The organism is Rhodococcus sp. NPDC060090 (assembly GCF_042729855.1).
GTDB lineage: Bacteria > Actinomycetota > Actinomycetes > Mycobacteriales > Mycobacteriaceae > Rhodococcus.
This window is the reverse complement of sequence record NZ_JBHWXB010000019.1, coordinates 1-18,800: the sequence shown is the minus strand read 5'-3', so window position 1 is coordinate 18,800 and position 18,800 is coordinate 1. Positions and strand designations below refer to the sequence as shown.

Annotated in this window: 21 protein-coding genes and 1 riboswitch; of the genes, 11 read left to right on the top strand and 10 right to left on the bottom strand. The window is 66.1% G+C overall.

From position 1 onward, the window contains the following. Positions 1 to 124 precede the first annotated feature (124 nt). The gene (locus tag ACFWCF_RS22430) at positions 125 to 1,753 is read left to right on the top strand and encodes a GMC oxidoreductase (protein ID WP_378566241.1); all 1,629 of its coding nucleotides are present in this window, start codon (positions 125 to 127) and stop codon (positions 1,751 to 1,753) included. Between the two features lies 1 nt (position 1,754). Here the strand turns inward: ACFWCF_RS22430 and ACFWCF_RS22425 are convergent, their stop codons facing one another. The 4 genes from ACFWCF_RS22425 to ACFWCF_RS22410 form a co-directional block, all read right to left on the bottom strand. Next, on the bottom strand, positions 1,755 to 2,930 hold the full coding sequence (locus ACFWCF_RS22425) for a pyridoxal phosphate-dependent aminotransferase (RefSeq protein ID WP_378566239.1): 1,176 nt from the start codon (positions 2,928 to 2,930) through the stop codon (positions 1,755 to 1,757). Between the two features lie 31 nt (positions 2,931 to 2,961). After that, positions 2,962 to 4,764 carry a CocE/NonD family hydrolase gene (locus tag ACFWCF_RS22420; protein ID WP_378566237.1) on the bottom strand — a complete coding sequence of 601 codons (1,803 nt, stop codon included), beginning with the start codon at positions 4,762 to 4,764 and terminating at the stop codon, positions 2,962 to 2,964. A gap of 84 nt (positions 4,765 to 4,848) precedes the next feature. Continuing rightward, a complete protein-coding gene (gene purD / locus ACFWCF_RS22415; RefSeq protein ID WP_378566234.1) occupies positions 4,849 to 6,102 on the bottom strand; it encodes a phosphoribosylamine--glycine ligase in 1,254 nt (417 codons plus the stop codon). Positions 6,103 to 6,112: 10 nt separating this feature from the next. Beyond that, positions 6,113 to 6,778, bottom strand: a complete 666-nt coding sequence (locus ACFWCF_RS22410) for a nucleoside/nucleotide kinase family protein (RefSeq protein WP_378566231.1) — start codon at positions 6,776 to 6,778, stop codon at positions 6,113 to 6,115. Between the two features lie 118 nt (positions 6,779 to 6,896). Between ACFWCF_RS22410 and ACFWCF_RS22405 the strand changes: the two genes are divergently transcribed. From ACFWCF_RS22405 to ACFWCF_RS22395, 3 genes are read left to right on the top strand one after another with little or no spacing between them, the layout of a single operon-like run. Next, the gene (locus tag ACFWCF_RS22405) at positions 6,897 to 7,991 is read left to right on the top strand and encodes a serine hydrolase (RefSeq protein WP_378566228.1); all 1,095 of its coding nucleotides are present in this window, start codon (positions 6,897 to 6,899) and stop codon (positions 7,989 to 7,991) included. Beyond that, positions 7,988 to 8,476 carry an ArsR/SmtB family transcription factor gene (locus ACFWCF_RS22400; protein WP_378566225.1) on the top strand — a complete coding sequence of 163 codons (489 nt, stop codon included), beginning with the start codon at positions 7,988 to 7,990 and terminating at the stop codon, positions 8,474 to 8,476. The genes ACFWCF_RS22405 and ACFWCF_RS22400 overlap by 4 nt, the downstream gene beginning before the upstream one ends. A gap of 18 nt (positions 8,477 to 8,494) precedes the next feature. Beyond that, the gene (locus tag ACFWCF_RS22395; protein ID WP_378566222.1) at positions 8,495 to 8,920 is read left to right on the top strand and encodes an HIT family protein; all 426 of its coding nucleotides are present in this window, start codon (positions 8,495 to 8,497) and stop codon (positions 8,918 to 8,920) included. A 2-nt stretch (positions 8,921 to 8,922) separates the two neighbouring features. Here the strand turns inward: ACFWCF_RS22395 and ACFWCF_RS22390 are convergent, their stop codons facing one another. Next, positions 8,923 to 10,038, bottom strand: coding sequence for an alpha/beta hydrolase (locus ACFWCF_RS22390; RefSeq protein ID WP_378566219.1), 1,116 nt, complete (start codon positions 10,036 to 10,038; stop codon positions 8,923 to 8,925). Positions 10,039 to 10,189: 151 nt separating this feature from the next. Next, positions 10,190 to 10,255: riboswitch (guanidine-III (ykkC-III) riboswitch) on the top strand. A 9-nt stretch (positions 10,256 to 10,264) separates the two neighbouring features. Between ACFWCF_RS22390 and ACFWCF_RS22385 the strand changes: the two genes are divergently transcribed. After that, the gene (locus ACFWCF_RS22385; RefSeq protein WP_378566216.1) at positions 10,265 to 10,579 is read left to right on the top strand and encodes a DMT family transporter; all 315 of its coding nucleotides are present in this window, start codon (positions 10,265 to 10,267) and stop codon (positions 10,577 to 10,579) included. Positions 10,580 to 10,621: 42 nt separating this feature from the next. Beyond that, a complete protein-coding gene (locus ACFWCF_RS22380) occupies positions 10,622 to 11,452 on the top strand; it encodes an ABC transporter (RefSeq protein WP_378566213.1) in 831 nt (276 codons plus the stop codon). Between the two features lie 312 nt (positions 11,453 to 11,764). Here ACFWCF_RS22380 and ACFWCF_RS22375 read toward each other — a convergent pair whose 3' ends face one another. The 4 genes from ACFWCF_RS22375 to ACFWCF_RS22360 all read right to left on the bottom strand — a co-directional run bounded on the left by ACFWCF_RS22375 (position 11,765) and on the right by ACFWCF_RS22360 (position 14,128). Then, the gene (locus ACFWCF_RS22375) at positions 11,765 to 12,070 is read right to left on the bottom strand and encodes an XRE family transcriptional regulator (RefSeq protein WP_378566210.1); all 306 of its coding nucleotides are present in this window, start codon (positions 12,068 to 12,070) and stop codon (positions 11,765 to 11,767) included. Positions 12,071 to 12,076: 6 nt separating this feature from the next. Continuing rightward, the gene (locus tag ACFWCF_RS22370) at positions 12,077 to 12,304 is read right to left on the bottom strand and encodes a type II toxin-antitoxin system RelE/ParE family toxin (protein ID WP_378566207.1); all 228 of its coding nucleotides are present in this window, start codon (positions 12,302 to 12,304) and stop codon (positions 12,077 to 12,079) included. Positions 12,305 to 12,645: 341 nt separating this feature from the next. Continuing rightward, entirely contained in the window at positions 12,646 to 13,491 is an 846-nt protein-coding gene (locus tag ACFWCF_RS22365) for a ribokinase (RefSeq protein ID WP_378566204.1), read from the bottom strand. Positions 13,492 to 13,516: 25 nt separating this feature from the next. After that, on the bottom strand, positions 13,517 to 14,128 hold the full coding sequence (locus ACFWCF_RS22360) for a TetR/AcrR family transcriptional regulator (protein WP_378493125.1): 612 nt from the start codon (positions 14,126 to 14,128) through the stop codon (positions 13,517 to 13,519). Positions 14,129 to 14,267: 139 nt separating this feature from the next. Between ACFWCF_RS22360 and ACFWCF_RS22355 the strand changes: the two genes are divergently transcribed. Both ACFWCF_RS22355 and ACFWCF_RS22350 read left to right on the top strand, forming a co-directional pair. Continuing rightward, complete coding sequence (locus ACFWCF_RS22355) at positions 14,268 to 14,741, top strand: general stress protein (RefSeq protein WP_378566201.1); 474 nt, start codon at positions 14,268 to 14,270, stop codon at positions 14,739 to 14,741. A 117-nt stretch (positions 14,742 to 14,858) separates the two neighbouring features. After that, complete coding sequence (locus ACFWCF_RS22350; protein ID WP_378566198.1) at positions 14,859 to 15,053, top strand: hypothetical protein; 195 nt, start codon at positions 14,859 to 14,861, stop codon at positions 15,051 to 15,053. Between the two features lie 25 nt (positions 15,054 to 15,078). Here ACFWCF_RS22350 and ACFWCF_RS22345 read toward each other — a convergent pair whose 3' ends face one another. After that, on the bottom strand, positions 15,079 to 15,702 hold the full coding sequence (locus tag ACFWCF_RS22345; RefSeq protein ID WP_378493122.1) for a YdcF family protein: 624 nt from the start codon (positions 15,700 to 15,702) through the stop codon (positions 15,079 to 15,081). Between the two features lie 273 nt (positions 15,703 to 15,975). Here ACFWCF_RS22345 and ACFWCF_RS22340 point away from each other — a divergent pair, with 273 nt between their 5' ends. The 3 genes from ACFWCF_RS22340 to ACFWCF_RS22330 all read left to right on the top strand — a co-directional run bounded on the left by ACFWCF_RS22340 (position 15,976) and on the right by ACFWCF_RS22330 (position 18,487). After that, entirely contained in the window at positions 15,976 to 16,854 is an 879-nt protein-coding gene (locus ACFWCF_RS22340; RefSeq protein WP_378566195.1) for a replication protein, read from the top strand. Positions 16,855 to 16,947: 93 nt separating this feature from the next. Further along, a complete protein-coding gene (locus ACFWCF_RS22335; protein WP_378566192.1) occupies positions 16,948 to 17,217 on the top strand; it encodes a HicB family toxin-antitoxin system in 270 nt (89 codons plus the stop codon). A 1,066-nt stretch (positions 17,218 to 18,283) separates the two neighbouring features. After that, positions 18,284 to 18,487 (top strand): hypothetical protein, encoded by a 204-nt coding sequence (locus ACFWCF_RS22330; RefSeq protein ID WP_378566189.1) that lies wholly within the window; start codon positions 18,284 to 18,286, stop codon positions 18,485 to 18,487. The last annotated feature ends 313 nt before the right edge of the window (positions 18,488 to 18,800 follow it).

The following is an 18,800-nucleotide window of genomic DNA, read 5'->3' as shown; positions in this document are numbered from 1 at the left end:
CCGACCGCCTCCACCAGGGCCGAACGGTGGGACATGCTGCCGGTACGATGAGCTCGCTGTCGCAGCATGGGGGCTCGGCTGTCGCGCCCCCGATCGTATCGACACGATCGGAGCGAAAACCACAATGAAGCGTCGTCGGTTCCTACAGGCATCAGCATTGGGTGCGGCCGTGGCCTCCGTCGGTGTGCCCGGCACCCGGCTTCCGGTTGCCTCGGCACTCCCCCTCGGAATCGACGAATACCGTCGTCTCATTCCCGAACTGTTCACCCCTCCCCCCACACCGCCGGCCCACTCGGACGTCATCGTGGTGGGTTCCGGGTTCGGTGCCAGCGTCGCTGCGCTGCGGCTCGCGGAATCCGGCTCGCAGGTGACCGTCCTCGAACGCGGTATGCGCTGGCCGCGCGACCCGCAGCGGGAGATCTTCACAACCGATCTGCTTGCCGACGGTCGCGGCTACTACCACCGCACCTCGTTCACCGGCCCGACCGGCATTCCCGTCGTGTGCGACGACTTCGCGGGCGTACTCGACGTGACCGACTACCCGAACATGTCGGTGTGGCGCGGAGCCGCCGTCGGTGGCGGCTCGATCGTGTTCACGGGCGTGATGATCGCCCCCGAACAGCGCTTCTTCCAGCAGGTGTTCGGCGACCGATTGAGCTACGACGAGATGAACTCGACGTGGTACCCGAAGGTGCGGTCGATGCTGCGACTCGACACGATGCCCGACGACATCTACAACGCGGACGAGTTCACGCACTCCCGACGCTGGGACGACGACGCCATCAAGGCCGGTTACACACCGCACCGCATCGACGGCATCTGGGACTGGGACGTCGTCCGCGCCGAGCTTGCCGGGTCGGTGCGCCGCTCGGCGGTGGCAGGCGAGACCAACCTCGGCAACTCCAACGGCGCGAAGTTCGACCTCACCCAGAACTACATTCCCGCGGCGGAGGCCACCGGCCGCGCCCAGGTGTGCCACGCGCATCGTGTGCTGTCCATCGGGCAGGAACCCGACGGTCGCTACGTAGTGGACGTCCAGGCCGTCGATCCCTTCGGCACCGTTCTGAGCACCTCGACGCTGACCTGCGACCGGCTGGTGCTGGGCGCAGGTTCGGTGGGCACCACCGAGCTGCTCGTCAAGGCGCGCCACACGGGATCGCTCGCGAACCTCAACGAGCACGTCGGCCGCGGCTGGGGAACCAACGGCGACGCGGTGCTCGTGCGCTCGGTGGCACTGACCAACGGTTTCGGCGGCGATCAGGGTGCGCCTTCCGCGTCACGGGTGGTCGACGAGTCGGGGCTGCCGTTAAGCCTCGAGAACTGGTTCGTCGCGGGCACCGCGAAGGACGTCGGCATGCTCGCATCCCTCGGCATGACGCTCGACCCGACCCGCGCTGACGTGGTGTACGACGCGAATGCCGATCGCGCAGTAGTGAACTGGCCGGCGGGCGGCGAACGCGCGAGCATCGACGCGCTCCGGGCGGTGCACAACAAGATGGCTGCAGCCGGCGGCACCGTCCCCGGCGCCGAGCCGATGGCCTCGGACGTCAACGCGTCGTTCACCGCGCATCCGCTCGGCGGTGTGGTGATGGGCGACGCGACGGACGGCTACGGACGGGTGCACGGTCACCCGGGCCTCTACGTCGTCGACGGCGCGCTGATCCCCGGCAGCACCGGCACGGTCAATCCGTCGTTGACCATCGCCGCACTTGCCGAACGCAACATCGCGCAGATCATCTCAGCGGGAAGGTAATTCAGGGCACCGGCAGCCATCCGGCGAGCCGGTCCAACGCTGCCGACACGTCCGCGGTCGACCCGGCGAACGACAGCCTCACCGTCTCATCGCCGGATACGGTGTCGAAGTCGATCCCCGGTGCGAGCGCCAGACCGGTGTCGCGCAGCAGCCGGGAGCACCACGCGGCCGAGTTCTCGTTGTCGAGCAGATGGGCGATGTCGGCGTACACGTAGAACGCGCCGTCGGCCGGCGCCAGCTTCGTGATGCCGAGATCGGGTAGCCCGGTCAGCAGCACGTCGCGGTTGGCGGCATAGCGAGCGACGTGCCCGTCGAGTTCGACACGCGCTTCGGCGCCGAACGCCTCGATCGCCGCGAACTGCGAGATCGACGGCGGGCACACCGTCATGTTCGATGCCAGACGCTGCAGGGCGGGTCGCAGCGAGTCCGGCACGAGCATCCACCCGAGTCGCCATCCCGTCATCGAGAAGTACTTCGACACCGACCCGACGACGACCGACTCCCGCGACGTCGCCCATGCAGTGGACGTAGCCGGTGCACCGGGAGTGCCGAATTCGAGGCCGTGGTAGATCTCGTCGGAGATCAGGAGCGCGTCGTGGTCGTCGCACCAGCGGGCCAGCGCAGCAAGTTCGTCCGGGTCGATCATGGTGCCGGTGGGGTTCGCCGGGCTCGCGACCACCAGCCCGGCCGGCGGCGTGTCGAGAGCCTCGAGCATCGCGACGGTGGGCTGATAGCGGGTGTCGGGGCCACAGTCGAGCTCGACGACGTTGCAGCCGAGCGCCGCGAGCGTGTTGCGGTATGCCGGGTAGCCGGGACGTGCGACGACCACGGTGTCGCCGGGGTCGAATGCGGCGAGGAACAGCAGGGTGAACGCACCCGACGATCCGGTGGTGACCACGACGTCGTCGGCGTCGACGTCGATCCCGTACCGGTCGCGGTGGTATCCGGCGATCGTGTCACGCAGGGGGAGGATTCCGAAGGTCTCGGTGTAGCCGAGGAGTTCGGTGTCGACGGCGTGCCGGGTGGCGCGCAACACCGGGGTCGGGGCAGGCGTCGACGGCTGACCGGCAGCCAGGCTCAGCACGTCGCCGTGGGTGCGTTGCCGTTCGGTGGCAGCCTTCCACACATCCATGACGTGGAACGTCTCGATACGGGAGCGTCGGGATTCAATGCGCACGACATCGACGGTAGTCGTCCGCGCCGGACTCTCAGAGTCGGACGTGCTGGCGCCCGAACACGGGCCCCCACGCGACGGGTAGGCCGTCGGGCGAACCGGCGGCTTCGGAAGACCCCGAGGATTCACACGACCCCGAGGATTCACACGACACAGCAGTGTCGATGACGTCGACCGTGGAGACCGCGGCAGGCACCACCGGCAGCAGCAGATGCGAATCGTATTGCCCACCGGCGTGCACGATGTGGAAACCCTGGTTGATCGTGTCGTCGTGCCGGATGTCCGGGAGAGTGTCGAAGTCCTGGCCGGTGATGACCAGCACGAGCGACGATCCTGCTTCGAAGAAGGTGCTGTGCGGCATGATCTCGATGTCGACGGGCACGATCTGTCCCGCTGACAGCGGCCAGTACGTGGCCGGGTCGATCACCGGGCGATATGCGGTCGACGCCTCCGGATCGAGCGCGCGGTGCGAGACCCGGATCCAGCCGTGCGCGACGACTCCCTCTTCGAAACCGTCGTGTCCTTCGAATCGGACCTCGTTCCCCGACGGATCGATCTTCTTCAGAGCGACGAACAGGTCCATGTCCTTGGCGTCCTTGGCCTCCACCCACAGCCGGAGGGCCGCGTGGCCGGAGATCTCGGTGTCCTCGTCGAATGTCGTCGTGAAGACCAGTTCGTCGCCTGCGACGGGGAACATCCGGGCATTCACCGCCTCGTCGGATCGCTCGGGGTGCAGACCTCCGGTGGCGTGATCGAGGTGGAGCGGAACGTAGCGGGTGTTCGGAAGCGGCCACTGCGATTCGTGGCGCTCGGAGTAGGTGCGCAGGTCGTGGCGGGTTTCGAGGCGAACGCGCGGAACCTCGTCGAACCCGTTGTCCTCGCCCTTGAGGAAATGGTCGAAGAATCGGCGTTGCACGTCCAGTGCTTCGGCGCCGTAGAACATCTGCCAGGTCTTGCGGCCGTGCGTGTACAGCCATTTGTCGGGCGATCCCAGCTGGGTGTAGCCGGTGATCGAGCCGCGTGTGCGTGGCCCCTGGTCGGACCACGATGCTCCCACCAGGGCGGGCACCGTGATGTCCGCGAAGGGCGGCGGGCCGACGACGTGCCTGCAACGGTCCGGGAATCGGCGCCACAGCCACGGCGAGATCTTCCGGATCGAGGCCGACGGCACGCGGGTGCCGCGCTGCGTCGCGCGCCACCAGAAATCGCTGAAATGTGTTTCGGGGATGCCGCCGTGGCTGAGCGTGTCGCGGAAGGGGTCGGTGATGCCCTCCCACGGAGAGAAGGCCGCGAGGTGGGGCGGGTGCTGCGCTGCGGTGTACCACTGCAACGTCGCGAGGTGCGATACCCCGGCCATGCCCACCTTGCCGGTACTCCACGGCTGTTCGGCGGCCCATTCGATGACGTCGGCGGCGTCCGCCGCGATCCGGCCGAGCAGCAACCGCGGGCGGCCGTCGCTGGCGAAACACCCGCGTAGGTCGGCGACGACGACGACGTAGCCGCGCGGCACCCAGTAGCCGGGGTCGGGTGCTTCGAATGCCGTCTGGTCGCTCAGTTCGAGTTCTCCGACGAAGTTTCCCGACTCCGCGAGCTCGCCGAAATTCACCGGGTAGTCGTCGACACCGGCGTCCTTGCCGTACGGGGTGACGCAGACGAGGACCGGGCACTGTTCGAGCCCTTCCGGCCGATACACGTTCGCTCGCAGGATCGTGCCGTCTGCAGTGCGAATCGGGACGTCACGCTCGACGGTGATGTCGCTCGGTAGCGGATACAGCCTGACGCAGTGATGCTCGAGCGGAGTCGGATCCTGCGTCGACACATACTTCCACGAACCCATGTCCCACCTCTGGCCCCTTCAGAAGATGCACCGAGTGTGAAACATACTCGCAGTACGCGCAAGTTCTTCCCGCGCGAGATCGAATCAGAGCGTGATGCGACCCTCGACCGCAGCGAGGCCGATGTCCTTGCGGAAATGGCCGCCCGGAAGCTTGATGTCGTCCAGCGTCTCGTATGCGTCCGCGCGTGCCGCCTCGAGATCGTCGCCGACCCCGATGACGCTCAGCACACGACCGCCTGCCGACAAGAGCGCACCGTCGTCGCGGCGGCTCGTACCTGCATGCAGGACCGTGTCGCTGTCGGCACCGGTGATCACGTCGCCTGTGCGCGGGCTCGCCGGATAGTACTCCGCGGCCAGCACCACCGTCACGGCGGCGCCGTCGCGCCACTGCAGCGGGGGCAGCTGCGCGAGGGTGCCGTTCGCGACTGCGCCCAGCACCTCGCCGAGCGGGGATTCGAGGAGCGCGAGGACGGCCTGCGTCTCGGGATCACCGAAACGGCAGTTGAATTCGACGACCGCGGGACCTTCCTTGCCCATGGCCAGGCCGGCGTAGAGCAGGCCGGAGAACCCGCATCCACGACGCACGAGTTCGGCCGCGACCGGCTTGACGACCTCGTCGACGATCTGCTCGACGGCACCTTCCGGCAGCCACGGCAGCGGTGTGTAGGCACCCATACCACCGGTGTTGGGGCCGATGTCGCCGTCGCCGACACGCTTGTGGTCCTGCGCAGGAAGCAGCGGCACCACCGTCTCGCCGTCGACGAGGCAGAACAGCGATACCTCGGGTCCGTCGAGGAACGACTCCAGCAGGACAGGGTGCCCGTTCTCGATGATCTCCGCTGCGTGATCGCGCGCGGCGTCACGGTCGGTGGTCACCACGACGCCCTTGCCCGCGGCAAGGCCGTCGTCCTTGACCACCCAGGTCGGGCCGAAGCGATCGAGTGCTTCGTCGATGACTGCAGGCGTGTCGACGACCTCGCTGTGCGCGGTACGCACCCCTGCGGCGGCCATGACGTCCTTCGCGAAGGCCTTCGATCCCTCGATGCGGGCCGCGTCGGCAGACGGGCCGAAGCAGGGGATGCCTGCCTCTCGGACGGCCTCGGCGACACCGAGGACGAGCGGTACCTCGGGCCCGATCACGACGAGATCGGCCTGCGTGCCCTTCGCCAGCGCGACGACCTCGTCGGCGGAAGAGGCGTCGACCGGATGCTGCTCGGCGATTTTGGCAATGCCCGCGTTGCCCGGAGCAGCCAGAACGGCCGTCACACCCGGGTCGCGGGACAGCGCCAGGGCGAGAGCATGTTCACGGGCACCGGAGCCGATAACGAGTACGCGCACGCACGACAGACTACGGGACGGGGCTCCACACGAGATCGGCACGGCCACGGGTGCGAGCGACTGCCGCGGCGTTGGGCAGATCGACCTCGCGAACCCAGTCGCGGGCCTGCGACTTCGCGCGGCCACCCACGCGATGCCGATGGACCAGGCGCGGGGTCAGCGTCGTATCCGGCACGTCCAGATAGATCACGAGATCGAGGAGTGGACGGATCGTCTCCCATCCCCCGGTGTCGAACAGGAGGTAGTTCCCTTCGGTGACGACCACGCGGGCAGACGGTTCGATGGCATGCACCGCAGCCACCGGGTCGTCGAGTCTGCGCGAGAAGTCGGGGGCATAGACCGTTTCGGCGCGGCGGAGCCGAAGGCGTTGAAGGAGCTCGCGGTATCCCGCCACATCGAAGGTGTCCGGTGCGCCCTTGCGCCCGCGTGCACCGCGCGCGCCGAGTTGCGCGTCGGACAGGTGGAATCCGTCCATCGGCGCCGATCCGGACTCGATTCCGGCTCTGGTGAGCGCTGCAACGAGTAGTCCCGCCGCGCGGCTCTTCCCGGACCCGGGCGGTCCGCACAGCCCGACCACCGTCCGCCGGTCTGCAGGCAGCGGTGCCAGAACCTCGGTGACGAGCTCCGCGATCAGCGCGCGTTGCGTGCCGACACGTGCGGATCCGGGCCCGTTCATGACGGTGAGGATACGACCGGCCGACTCCGTGGGCTGGACACGCACCCCTGCCACACCTATCGTTAATCCGGAATTCCGAATTTCCGAACTCACGAATTTCCGAACGTACGGAGCAGCCATGTCGCCGAAGGTCCTCGCCGCACTCGCCGCCGCAGCCGCCCTGACACTCACGGCGTGCACCGACGCACCACCCGACGAAGCCACCGCCACCGACACGAGCGCCACCGCAGACTGCGCTACGCTCCCTGCCTCCGACGTGGCGATCCCCGAAGGCTGGGTCGGATACCTCGCCGAACACCCCGACGCCGTCGGTCTCGTCATCGACGACGGGAACGGGAACGTCGTCGCACACCGCGCCGACGACCCACAGCCACTCGCATCCGCGGTCAAGGTCGTCCACCTTGCCGCGTACGCGCAGGCCGTTGCGGACGGCACCCTCGACCCCGCCGAACAGATCCCTGTCGCCGAATGGGAACGCTGGTACCTCCCGGACACGGACGGCGGCGCGCACCCCGCCGCACTGGAACGCCTCGGCGTCACCCCAGAGGGCACGGTCGCTCTCGACGACCTGGTGACCGCGATGATCCAGGAGAGCGACAACGCCGCACCCGACTATCTACGTGATCGGCTCGGCGACGACGCACTGTCGGCAGCTGCCGAACAGGGCGGCTGGGACGACTTCGAACCGCCCACCCTCCTCGGCAATACGCTCGCGTTCCTTGCACCGCAGGACACCGGCGCCGACCTGTGGGACAGCGCGCAGCGTTACGCGGACGATCCCGGTTTCCGCGCCGAGATCCTCGGACTCCTTCAGCAACCCGATGTGTTGCCCGACGACCCGTTCGGCGAAATGGACCGGATTCAACGAGAAGACAACGCGGGAACGGCCGACCAGCTTGCGGGCATCCATCGGACGATCGCCGACGGGTCGTTCGGGAGCGGAACGGACATCGCTCGCGGTCACCTGGAATGGCAGCCCGCACCTCCCGGAACCGACGGTCTCGGATTCAAGGGCGGAAATCTGCCCGGGATACTCACCGAGGCAATGAGCCTGCGACTGGCCGACGGCTCCGTCGCAACTGCGGTGATACTGACGTCGAACATGACGGAAGCCGACTACACGGCCGCGCTCGGAAGCTTCGCGCACCAAGGCCTGATGTTCGCGGCGATGAGCGAGCCCGAGATCCTCGATCAGATACGGTGCGCTGTGTGAACGACCGCCCGACCGGCAACTACGAGGACAGGATCGCCGACCTCGAACGTCGTGTCCGACTCCTCGAGGGCAGCACCGGATCCGACGAGAGCCCCAGCGCCGACGCATCCATTGGGACGGCGGGCAGCATCGGATACCACGGCGCGGTGTCGTTGTACGGCAACGTGTCGTGGACCATCGACTACGACGCTGCCGCCACCCTCCGATTGGATGCGTCCTCGATCTCGGGTGTCCTCGACGCGCTCGGCAACCCCGCCCGGCTCGCGATCGTGCGCACGCTGTTGAGAGGGCCTGCCACCGCAGCCGAACTGCAGGAAGCGACCGACCTGTCGTCACCCGGCCGCCTCTATCACCACCTGAGGACGCTGTCGGCAGCACACATCGTCGAACAGCAATCCCGCAACCGCTACCACATCCCACCTGCGAAGGTCGTGCCGCTGCTCGTCCTCTCCCTCGCGGCCGCAGATGTCGCCGAGGAGCTGTGAGCGGCCTATTGTGCCCGTATGACTTCCGTGTTCAGCATGATCATCTCCGGTGACCTTCCCGGACGTTTCGTGTGGGAGGACGACGACGTCGTCTCGTTCCTCACCATCAACCCTTTGACCGAAGGGCACGTCCTCGTCGTACCGCGACAGGAAGTGGACCACTGGCAGGACATCGACGACGACCTCTCGGACAAGGTCAACCGTGTCGCCAGGATCGTCGGCCGCGCGGTGTGCGCCGCGTACGAGGCGCCGCGTGTGGGCCTGGTGATCGCCGGGCTCGAGGTTCCCCACCTGCACCTGCACGTGTTCCCCGCGCACACCCTCGGCGACTTCGATTTCGGGCAGGCGGAGAAGGACCCGTCGGCAGAATCGCTCGACCGCGCCCACGACAGGATCCGCGCGGCCCTGCGCGAGCAGGGGCACGGAGACCACGTCCCCGCCTGAGCTCAGTCTGCCCCGGTCACCGACGTGGTCGGCATCGACTCGTCGGCCGGCGCCGCGAACTCCAGGTCCGGGCCGTCTCCGAGGGGAGAGTCGAGGAACTCGGCGAGCTCGGCCCACGAGGTGGTGGGCGCCGCGGTCCCGGCGAGAATCCCGAGGTGGGTGCCCGGTACACGAACGAAGCGGACGCGCGGTGCCCCGGTGAGCACCGAGGTGACCGGCTCGACCGACGGGATCGGGGCGAGGACGTCGTCGGTGCCGCCGAACGCCAGCACCGGCACGTCCACATCGGCGAGGTCGACGACGCGGCCGCCCAGCTCGATCCGTCCGGTCGTCAGCTCGTTGCCCACCGTCACATGTACCGCGAGCTGCCGGAATGCGCGGCCCGCGTAGCCCTCGATCTCGTTCTGGAAGCGGTCGACGCGCTCCATGCGCGCGAGCTTGTCGCTATCGGCGATATTGGCTGCGACGAACCACGGTCGCCGAACCTCACGCTCGATCGCAGTGACGCGGTACGCAATCCGCACCAACGGTGCGGGAATCCCGCCGAACAGGTGATCGGCCACGTCGAGCGCCGGCTCGGCGAGATACCTGCCCGCCAGCCGGGGAAGGAACATCAGCGGGATCTTCTCGTAATCGATGGGCGTCCCGAACGTGGTGATGGAGCGGACCGGGAGTTCCGGGTGGGCCGCCGAGGTGAGCAGTGCCAGGCTTCCCGCGATGCTCCACGCGACGACATCGACCTCTCGTCCTCCCGACAGTTCCGCAACACGGTGGATCGCCTCGGGAAGTACGTCGTCGATCCAGAATTCGAGACCGAGATCGCGGTCGTCGCCGGTGATCTTCCCGTACTCGATGAGGAAGACGCTGCGGCCCAGACCCGCGAGGTGCGCCGCGAGGCTCTGCCCCGGCATCAGGTCGAAGCAGGTGGGCGATGCCGCGAGCGGTGTCACGAGCAGGACCGGGTCCCCGGAGCCTTCGGGGCCGAAGCGGCGCAGCGTGCGATGCGGACCGTCGCCCACGACGACCGACGGCGTCCGGTACGGCTCGGCGACACCGTCCGCGACGAACAATCCCCAGGCGTTCCGTGCCGCGTTCGACACGAAGTCCGTAATTCCCATCCGTCCTGCTTCCCTACACCCACCGACGCTGCACGTTGCGAGACGATTTTAGAGCAGGTACGGATGCATCACCCGGGTCGCAGGCGCCCTGTGTGGTGAGCTTCCCCACCGCCGTATTGCCACCGTCTACGGGGTTTCCTACCCTGGCACGAAGGTGACCGGAATCCGGTCTCCCGGACGAGCGCACCGTACCCGGCCAGCGACAAGACGGTGCAGGAGTTGTCGCATGGCATGGATCATTCTTGTACTGTCCGGGGTCCTCGAAGCAGTGTGGGCCACCGCGTTGGGTAAATCGGCCGGCTTCACCCGACTCGCCCCCAGCGTCGTCTTCGCCGTTGCGTTGCTGTTCAGCATGGCCGGACTGGCCTACGCGATGCGCACGCTTCCCATCGGCACGTCCTACGCGATCTGGGTCGGTATCGGCGCGGCCCTGACCGTGGGGTATGCGATGGCCACCGGCACCGAAGCTGCATCCGCCGTGAAAATTCTGTTGATCGTCGGGATCGTCGGATGTGTGGTGGGGCTGAAGGTCCTGCACTGATCGCCGGACCGATTTCTGTGTGTCCCCGGTTACAGTGAACCAATGAATCTGGGGTCCGTGCTCTCGACACCGCTGCGGATCGGCCTGGCCGCAGCGGATTCCGCTCTGCTCGTCGCCGAAACGGTCATCGGCACCATTCGCATCGCGGTGCAACCGACGACCTATTCGGCTCTGGGCGCGGTGGGGCTGACCGATACCCGCGAGTCGCTCGGGCTGCTGCAGCAGGTGTCGCGGCTGACGGCGGACGACCGCGGACTCGGACAGGCCCTGCGACCCGGTGGTCCACTCGACCGCCTCCTCGCGACGGGGGGTCCGGTGGATCGGCTCACCGCCCCGGGCGGACCACTCGAACGACTCCTGGAACCGGGCGGTGCACTCGATCGCCTGACGGTGCCCGGCGGGCCACTCGATCGGATACTCGCCGATGACGGAGCTCTCGACCGGCTGCTCTCCGAGGGCGGTCTGCTCGATCGCATCACCGCACCGGACGGCCCCCTCGAACGGTTGCTTGCGCAGGACGGCGCAGTCGAGCGGCTCACCGAACCCGGAGGTCTCGTCGATACGGCCCTCCGGTCCGGTGGAGTCGTCGAACGCGTACTCGCCGACGGCGGCACGCTCGACGTGCTGCTGTCCGAGCACGGCGCCCTCGAGCGCCTGCTCGCCGAGGGTGGCCCGCTCGATCAGATCGTGTCACTGTCCGAGACCCTCGCGAGTCTCACGCCGGGCATCATCCGGATGAACGCAAGTGTCGACACCCTGCAGGAAACCGTCGAATTGCTTCGCGGCGCAGTCGGCCCGCTCGGCGACCTCGCAGGCAAACTCCCCGGGCGCTGGTTACGCAGCAGCAAGGGCGAGCTCCTCCCGCCCCCCTGATCCGGAGTTGTGACGCGTCAGTTCTCGACCGATGTCGACTCACGTGTCTTCATGAGAGTGCTTTTTTGGGGAGCTGGCCTGCAACGAGGTCGTACGACCCATACACCAGGTCTTCGACCAGCTGCTTCGTGACGCCGCGTCCGGCCGTCCGCGGCTGACGTCACCCAGCGCGCCAGCGGCATCGCGAGCAGCACGCTGTAGTTGTGCGCCTGAGAAACTCATTGCCCTCCCCTCCGGAATGACGACCTTCGCACCGAACCGATCAGGCGAAGACGTGCGCCTCAGCCCGTCTCCCCGGTCGAACTCGGTGCGCTACGCGATCTGAAAGCGATCGTCGCCCAGTTCGACCTCGATGCGGAGCGTGCCGCCGACCGCATCGACGTAGCGACGGAGCGTATCGAGCCGCACTCGCTCGAGGTCACCGCGCTCGATGTTCGACACTCGGTTCTGACCCACATGCAGCCGTTCGGCCACGTCCCGCTGGGTCAGGTCCAGCGCTTCTCTCAGTTCTTTGAGTCGGTAAGCACGGACCTGGTCGAGCATCCGTGTCTTGTGCGCATTGACCGCGTCCCGGTCCACGGGCCGCTTGGCAAGCATGTCGTCAAGGCTCTTGGCCATTTGTTCTCACGTTCCTTTCAATCGGTTCAGATGCTTGTCGAAGCGCTCGTCGGCGATGGGGATGTTCACCCGGTACCACTTGTCCCACCTTCCGGCCTTGTCGCCTGCAACGAGGAAGATCGCGTGACGTGCTGGGTCGAAGGCGAACAGCATGCGCAGTTCGGACCGGCCACTCGACCCTGGACGCAATTCCTTCATGTTCTTGTGGCCGGGACGCCTTGATGGTGTCGACAAGGGGACGTCCCAGTTGCGGGCCGCGTTCGGCGAGTAACTCGATCGCGGCCACTACCTGTTCGTACGACTGTTGGTCCAAGTCGGTCAACCAGCTTTCGACGAACTCCAGGTCCACGTCCCATTTCGCCACAAACCAACAGTATCACCTCAAAGTGATATCACTTGGAAGTGATTTCTGCGGTGAGCAGATCCCACGTTGCTTCCATACGTCATTCGCACCGCGTGGCGACGACGGGACACATGACCACCCAGCTGTGTCACGATTCCGCGTCACATATAGACAGAAGCAACCATTCCGGAAGGACGTTTCTGTCTGAATGCGCGGCAAACGCATCGAGGCCTCAGCGATCCTCTCGCCGCGTCGCAACCAGCTTTGCCGAGTCGGCACCGGCCCGCACCACTGCATCACGTAACGACACACCGGTGCCGAGCAGGGCCGCGAGGGTGCCTGCGAAATGGTCGCCGGCACCGGTCGTGTCGACCACGGTGACGGCCGGCACCGGAATGTGCTCGACACCGCCCTTCGTGCCGATCACCACATCGTCACCGCCGCGTGTCACCACGACGGCGGGGACCCGCTGGAGCAGCCTCCCGACCACGGCGTCGATGTCGGTGCCCGGCTCGGTGGCCGCGTAGTACGCGGCCTCGTGCTCGTTGACGACGAGGGGATCGGCCAACTGCAGAATCTCCGCGCCTACCGGGATGGTGGGGCTCGGATTGAGAACCAGCCGGCGCCGGTGGGCACGCACCCATTCTGCCGTCGCGCTCGTCACCGCCGACGGCACTTCGAGCTGAGTGAGAACCACTACCGGATCGAGGTCGTCCAGAGCTTCGGTCACATGATCGCGGTCGAGTCGTCGATTCGCCCCGCCGATCACAATGATCCGGTTGCTGCCGTCCTCTGCGAGAACGACGATCGCGCGACCGGTTTCTGCGTCGAGTGCAGTCAAGTGTCGTGTGTCGATGCCCGCAGACTGCTGTGCGGCGCGCAGAACATCCGCGGCATCGTCGCGTCCGACCGCTCCGACGATCGCGGTCGCGGCGACCCTTACGGCACCGATCGCCTGGTTGGCACCTTTTCCGCCGGGATGAGTCGACAAGCTCCGGCCCAGCACCGTCTCCCCGTCTTCCGGAGCACGGCTCACGAGCGCGGTCAGGTCGAGATTCAGAGATCCGACGACTGCCACGACACACTGCCGTGGCGTGCCGGTGTCAGTCGGCGACACTGCTCGGTTCGAGCCCCGGGCACACCATGTGCACCACTTCGTCGGCCCAGGTCTCGTCGACCCGGCCGTGCCGCAGGTAAGCACCGAGGTACGACCCTACGAGTGTGGACACCGCGGTGTCGATGTCGAGGTCCGCGCGGAGCGCACCGGACACGACGGCAGCACGGAGAACCTCCGCGACGACCTGGCTTCGACTGTTGATGATGTCGCGGAACGATTCGGTGAAGTCAGGGTCCTGGTCGGTGAGGATCGCGCTGACGCTCCCCATACCGATATCGCTGGACATGGCCACTCGGATCAGATCGAGGGTCCATTTCACCCGGTCGTACACGCAGAGCCCGTCGGGTACGCGCGGCGCGGCGGCCTTCGAGTCGAGGGCCGCCTCCAACAGTTCGTCGCGGTTCGCATAGCGACGGTAGATGGTGGTCTTCGCGACACCCGACAACGCCGCAACAGATTCCACGGTGACCCGGTTCGGGCCGTGTGCGCGAAGAATCGCGAGGACGGCACCCAGAATTCTCGAGTCCGTTCCAGCACGCGACTTGACGGAACGTCGCGGCGATACGGACGCGGGTTCCACGTCGGCATCGACAACCATGTCCATCCCTTCCAGGGCGAGTGTCCCTCGCCTATGCATCGAGTCTGCGGAAGAACACCCCCCGAAATCAAACCCTACGAAACGATACGCTACGCTGAGCGTATCGTTTTGCCAATTATGCAGTTTTTAGGGGCTACACATGACCGAGATCTACGCACCGACTCCGGGGTACAACTTCGATTCGGAGACGCTCCTCGAGAGCTACCGCACCTACGACGCCGTGGAACACGCCATCGACCACCTGTCCGATGAAGGCTTTCCCGTCGAGTACCTGCGGGTCGTGGGTCAGGGCGTCACCACCGTCGAACAAGTCGAAGGCCGGATGACCACGGCCCGCTCGACCGCCAAGGGCGCGGGTGTCGGCGTGTGGACCGGTCTGCTGTTCGGCCTTCTACTCACCGTCTTCCTCCCCGCGAGCACCGTCGCCGGGCCAATCCTCGTCGGTATCGCATTCGGTGCACTCTGGGGCGGCGCACTCGGCTTCGTGGCCCACTACAGCACGGGCGGTCGGCGCGACTTCGTCTCCCGCAAGAGCATCGAGGCAAGCCGCTACGACCTGATGGTCGAGCAGGATTTCGAAGACCAGGCCCGGGAGAAGCTCGCGCTGCGGTGAAGTGATCGTCGCCCGAGTACACGCTTTCGCCCCGACAAGCCCGCGCCGAAGTGGCATGATCCGAATATGGCCCGTTCAACGTCGAACTCTCCACCGCAGTTGTCAGTAGGTAGTGCCGTGATCGTCCGAGCCGGGGTCGCCGAGACCAGATCGATACCCGGCAAGATCGTGGAGGATTACGGCACATCCCAACAGGCCGTGGGCGAAGACCTCGGGCGCAACTGGGCACCGATCCGCCGGTGGGCGGTGGCGCTCGACGACGGGCGCCTCGTGTTCGTCGACGACAACGATCTGGAGATCGCCCCCGTCTGATGCTCGCCTCCGTCTGATAGTCGTCTCAGACAGCGACGATGCCCGCCACCGGAATCCTGGCGTCGACGGCCTGACGGAAATTGATCATGGCGCGGGCGAGGTGATCCTTGTTGGTCACCAGCACGGCTCCCGTTGCGCGGCGCTCGAGCAGGACATTATTGGTGAAGCGTGCGTTCTCCACGGTGGAAGTCGACTCGGATTCCTCGATGACACGCTCGGGCGGGACACCCCGCGACACCAGCCATTCCTTCATGGCCTCGGCCTCGGTGATGCCGTCGCGCGGCACTCCACCGGTAACCACGATGGGCGCCTCCGGATAACGTTCGGCCGCGCGAAGGGCTGCTTCGAGTCGCTGCTCGAGCACGGGCTGAATCTTGCCGTCTTCGGTCAGGCCCGCACCGAGAACGACGAGATGGGTGCCTCTCGGATTCAGATCGAGCATCACCGGAAAGCGGGGGGTCAGCTTCTCCAGTTCGGTGCAGGCAATGATCAACTCGTCGATGGTGCCCTGACAGAGCGGTGTGACCGACAGTATTCCGTTGACGATCGTGTCCACCGACGGTGTTGCAGCTGCCTGCCCTGTCGAGACTCCGAGCGTGGCCGTTGCTGCCACTGTCGCCGCCAGCACTGTCCGTCGCACACCACTCATACACGTCCACCTTCCAGGGAGCGGTCGGATTTCGGTTGGGCCGCACTGTGCCACATCGAATGGGTTACGTGGGCATGGCATCCGCACGATCGGGAGCTGTCACCACACTCGCAGGAAAATTTGGGAGCCCTCAACAACGCGGTGCGGGGCTCCTCTGAAGCGTGGACAAACCCGAACCGCATATGCCAGAGTTCCGACCACAAATGAAAAGGCCCGCCGCGAGATTAGGCCCTCGCGACGGGCAGTTGTCCGACTGACATGAGGAGTCGAACAGTGACCGAGCATACCCATGTTCACAACACGGGTGGTATCCGTCGTGGGCCACGTCTGGCCGACAACTTCACCATCCTCTCCAACGCTCTCATCAACGATGAGCGCCTCAGTTTCCGCGCACGCGCGGTGCTGATCTGGCTTCTCTCCAAGCCACACGACTGGAGTATTCGCTCCGACGCCATCGCCCGGCAGTCTCCACGCGAAGGCCGCGAAGCGATCCGCACCGCGATGCGCGAACTCGCCGAGCACGGCTATCTCGTCCGCGAGAAGATCCAGGACGAACGCGGCCGCTGGTCGACCATCCAGACTGTCTACGAAGAGCCTCTGATCAGCGGGAACCCGACTCCCGATCCGAAGCCCAGAAAATCGGCTTCCGGTGACGCGGCCGACGGAGAACCGGGCGCTCTTACAAAGAACGGATCATCAAGAACCCAAACCGACAACGACGCCGCGCGCACGATCGCACCGACCGATGACGACGCAGCAACGTCCACGTCGTTGTCGTCAGCGGCAGACTTTCTCGCCAGGAAGACTCGCGCGGTCGTCGACGAATCCCGTGCGCTCTTCAGCACGCTCGAAGCAGCAACCCTCGCCGCAGGCCTCCCGGCGTCGTACGCGCGCATCAAGCCCGAGCAGAGCCGCGAGATCACCGGGCTGATCGCGATCCACGGGATCGACGCGCTCGTTGCGGCGGCCACCCGAGCGCACCGGCCCGAGAACCCGACGATGCACGTCCACGGTTGGATCCGGCTGTGGGCCTCCCTGCCGGTCCGTCGCTCGCTGCCTCGGCCGAGTTCCTGTAGCGAGTGCGTGAACGGGTGGATCGAGGACGACGAATACGAGATCGTCGGCCGCTGCGAATGCCGGTGTGCCGCGTGACGGGCGTCGAACTCGTTATCTCGATGCGATGGGGTCTCAATCCCCGAACTCGACGGACTCACCCAGGCCCGCCGTGTCAGCGAAGCCGAGCAGATGGCTCTCGAGTACATCGCAGTCACCACCGGCACCCGCATCGAGGACAACACCGTGACCGTGTTCCTTGACGTCGATGGCGTCCCCGCCGGTGACCGCGCCGACAGAATCCGCACCGACCGAGCTGAGGCTGCACGACTCGAGGCCCGCGCCCTTGCTGACGCCAAAGCGCTCGCCCACGACCTGGCCGAACGTAACGTCCCCGTCCGCGATATCGGTGCGATCCTCGGCGTTACCTTCCAACGAGCCAGCCAACTCGTGAACTCGTGACCCACCGCCTGCGGTCGAATGCGCCTCACGAATGCGGTGGGCGCAGTACGTCACTGGGTCGGGATAGAAATAGGGCGGGTCCTGACCACCGCGCCCTCCGCGTCCAACTCCCGGATCTGGAGTTGCGGCACCCCTATCCGAGACGCCGGCTGGCAGCGAGGGCGCCAGCCGTGCGACGCTTGTTCACGATCTTATCGGCGTTCCATGAAGAACTGTCCCCGCACGTCTCATGAATGCCGGGCATGGCTCGATTCTTGATCTGACGGTCTGTTGTCCATGCCTGCGCAGATTGGCGTTGATCAAGGTGCCGATGCCAAGAGATGCAGCCAAGGTCGACGGGGCTGGCGATACGAGATCGTCAAAAGGCCATATGCCGGCCCTATGCAATCAGGGGCACCCACGTAGCGCCTCGACGTCGAGCAGAGCCACAAGACGGCTCGATCATCACTCAACCCTCTTGGGCTGCAGAAGTTCTGGATGGCGCTAGATTGCCGATAAGCTAGATTACGTCAACCTGCGGCGAATTCGGCTCTCCTGCACGATGCTTCAGAGTCGAGACCGTCGGAGCACCACGTCACCGACGACGCTACACGACAGCTCCGTCGACGGCGTCAGGTCCACCTCGAGCAGCACGCCCACCGCGACGCCGAAGCCTCGCCGCCGCATGTGCACGGTTCGCGCCCGTGCACATGCGGATGCGGATGCGATTACATCCGCATGCACGTCATGGAGTTGTTCGAGCGCCACCCGTGTTGACAACACCCGAGGCCCAGGACACTGCACGCATACCGTCTGTGACTCTATCCAGAATAATGATATTGATGGATAACCATGATTATCCATGAGAGACGCCCCGGTAGCTTCTGCCCGCACCTCCGGCTTTACAGAGATATCGGAGCAAACGAATCGCGTGTAGGGGCGGGCGAGAACGCCCAAAGGAGCGTTCCTCCGGCCAGTCCGATCGTCAAAGAATCCGGCGAGCTTCGGACCGAATGGGCTCGCCAGTACGGGCGCTCACCTACTGGTCCGCGTGAGCGTGCCTCTGTGGATGGCTTACCCTGCGAGTGTGGGTACCGCACGGTTCGCTCTCGCTCTACCCTGTGGTTTCTCCCCCGCCGAAGCGGCAGATCAGGTGGCCCAGGTGTTGCGCGGGCGGCAGATCGAGTGGAAGGAGCTCGAGTTCGACACCATTTTGACCACCGGTAGGCCGGGGATGTGCCGGTTTGCGTTCACCTATTGGCCCGAGGACGATGAGGCACACCGTCGGTGACCAGTTCACGGCGAGCGATCTGCCGATCTGGTCGCCGCCAATGCCGATCAGTGCACTCCGGGCCCGGCCGAGCAATGCTGGCACCCAGCAGGCCGAGGCCTCTGTTCGTTCGCTGTAGGTGCGGCCGGTACGGTGGTGAGCGCAACGATCAGCGGAGCCCGTCCGCGAACGGCTGCGCTGTACTTCTCTGATGCACGTGAGCAGCACGACCTCCCTGTTGTCGACGGCACGTGAATACTGACCCCGGCATGGCATCTCAAATTTGACCCCCTCTCCACCGATCCTGGTTCGAGTCGAGCCAGGAGGGACGAAG

Bases quoted from the DNA above. Each gene is read 5' to 3' on its own strand.
- ACFWCF_RS22355 (WP_378566201.1), top strand. From the start codon at position 14,268: ATGACCGAGATCTACGCACCGACTCCGGGGTACAACTTCGATTCGGAG.
- ACFWCF_RS22430 (WP_378566241.1), top strand. From the start codon at position 125: ATGAAGCGTCGTCGGTTCCTACAGGCATCAGCATTGGGTGCGGCCGTG.
- ACFWCF_RS22390 (WP_378566219.1), bottom strand. From the start codon at position 10,038: ATGGGAATTACGGACTTCGTGTCGAACGCGGCACGGAACGCCTGGGGA.
- ACFWCF_RS22360 (WP_378493125.1), bottom strand. From the start codon at position 14,128: ATGGTTGTCGATGCCGACGTGGAACCCGCGTCCGTATCGCCGCGACGT.
- ACFWCF_RS22345 (WP_378493122.1), bottom strand. From the start codon at position 15,702: ATGAGTGGTGTGCGACGGACAGTGCTGGCGGCGACAGTGGCAGCAACG.
- ACFWCF_RS22335 (WP_378566192.1), top strand. From the start codon at position 16,948: ATGGCTCTCGAGTACATCGCAGTCACCACCGGCACCCGCATCGAGGAC.
- ACFWCF_RS22395 (WP_378566222.1), top strand. From the start codon at position 8,495: ATGACTTCCGTGTTCAGCATGATCATCTCCGGTGACCTTCCCGGACGT.
- ACFWCF_RS22405 (WP_378566228.1), top strand. From the start codon at position 6,897: ATGTCGCCGAAGGTCCTCGCCGCACTCGCCGCCGCAGCCGCCCTGACA.
- ACFWCF_RS22410 (WP_378566231.1), bottom strand. From the start codon at position 6,778: ATGAACGGGCCCGGATCCGCACGTGTCGGCACGCAACGCGCGCTGATC.
- ACFWCF_RS22375 (WP_378566210.1), bottom strand. From the start codon at position 12,070: ATGGCCAAGAGCCTTGACGACATGCTTGCCAAGCGGCCCGTGGACCGG.
- ACFWCF_RS22380 (WP_378566213.1), top strand. From the start codon at position 10,622: ATGAATCTGGGGTCCGTGCTCTCGACACCGCTGCGGATCGGCCTGGCC.
- ACFWCF_RS22420 (WP_378566237.1), bottom strand. From the start codon at position 4,764: ATGGGTTCGTGGAAGTATGTGTCGACGCAGGATCCGACTCCGCTCGAG.
- ACFWCF_RS22385 (WP_378566216.1), top strand. From the start codon at position 10,265: ATGGCATGGATCATTCTTGTACTGTCCGGGGTCCTCGAAGCAGTGTGG.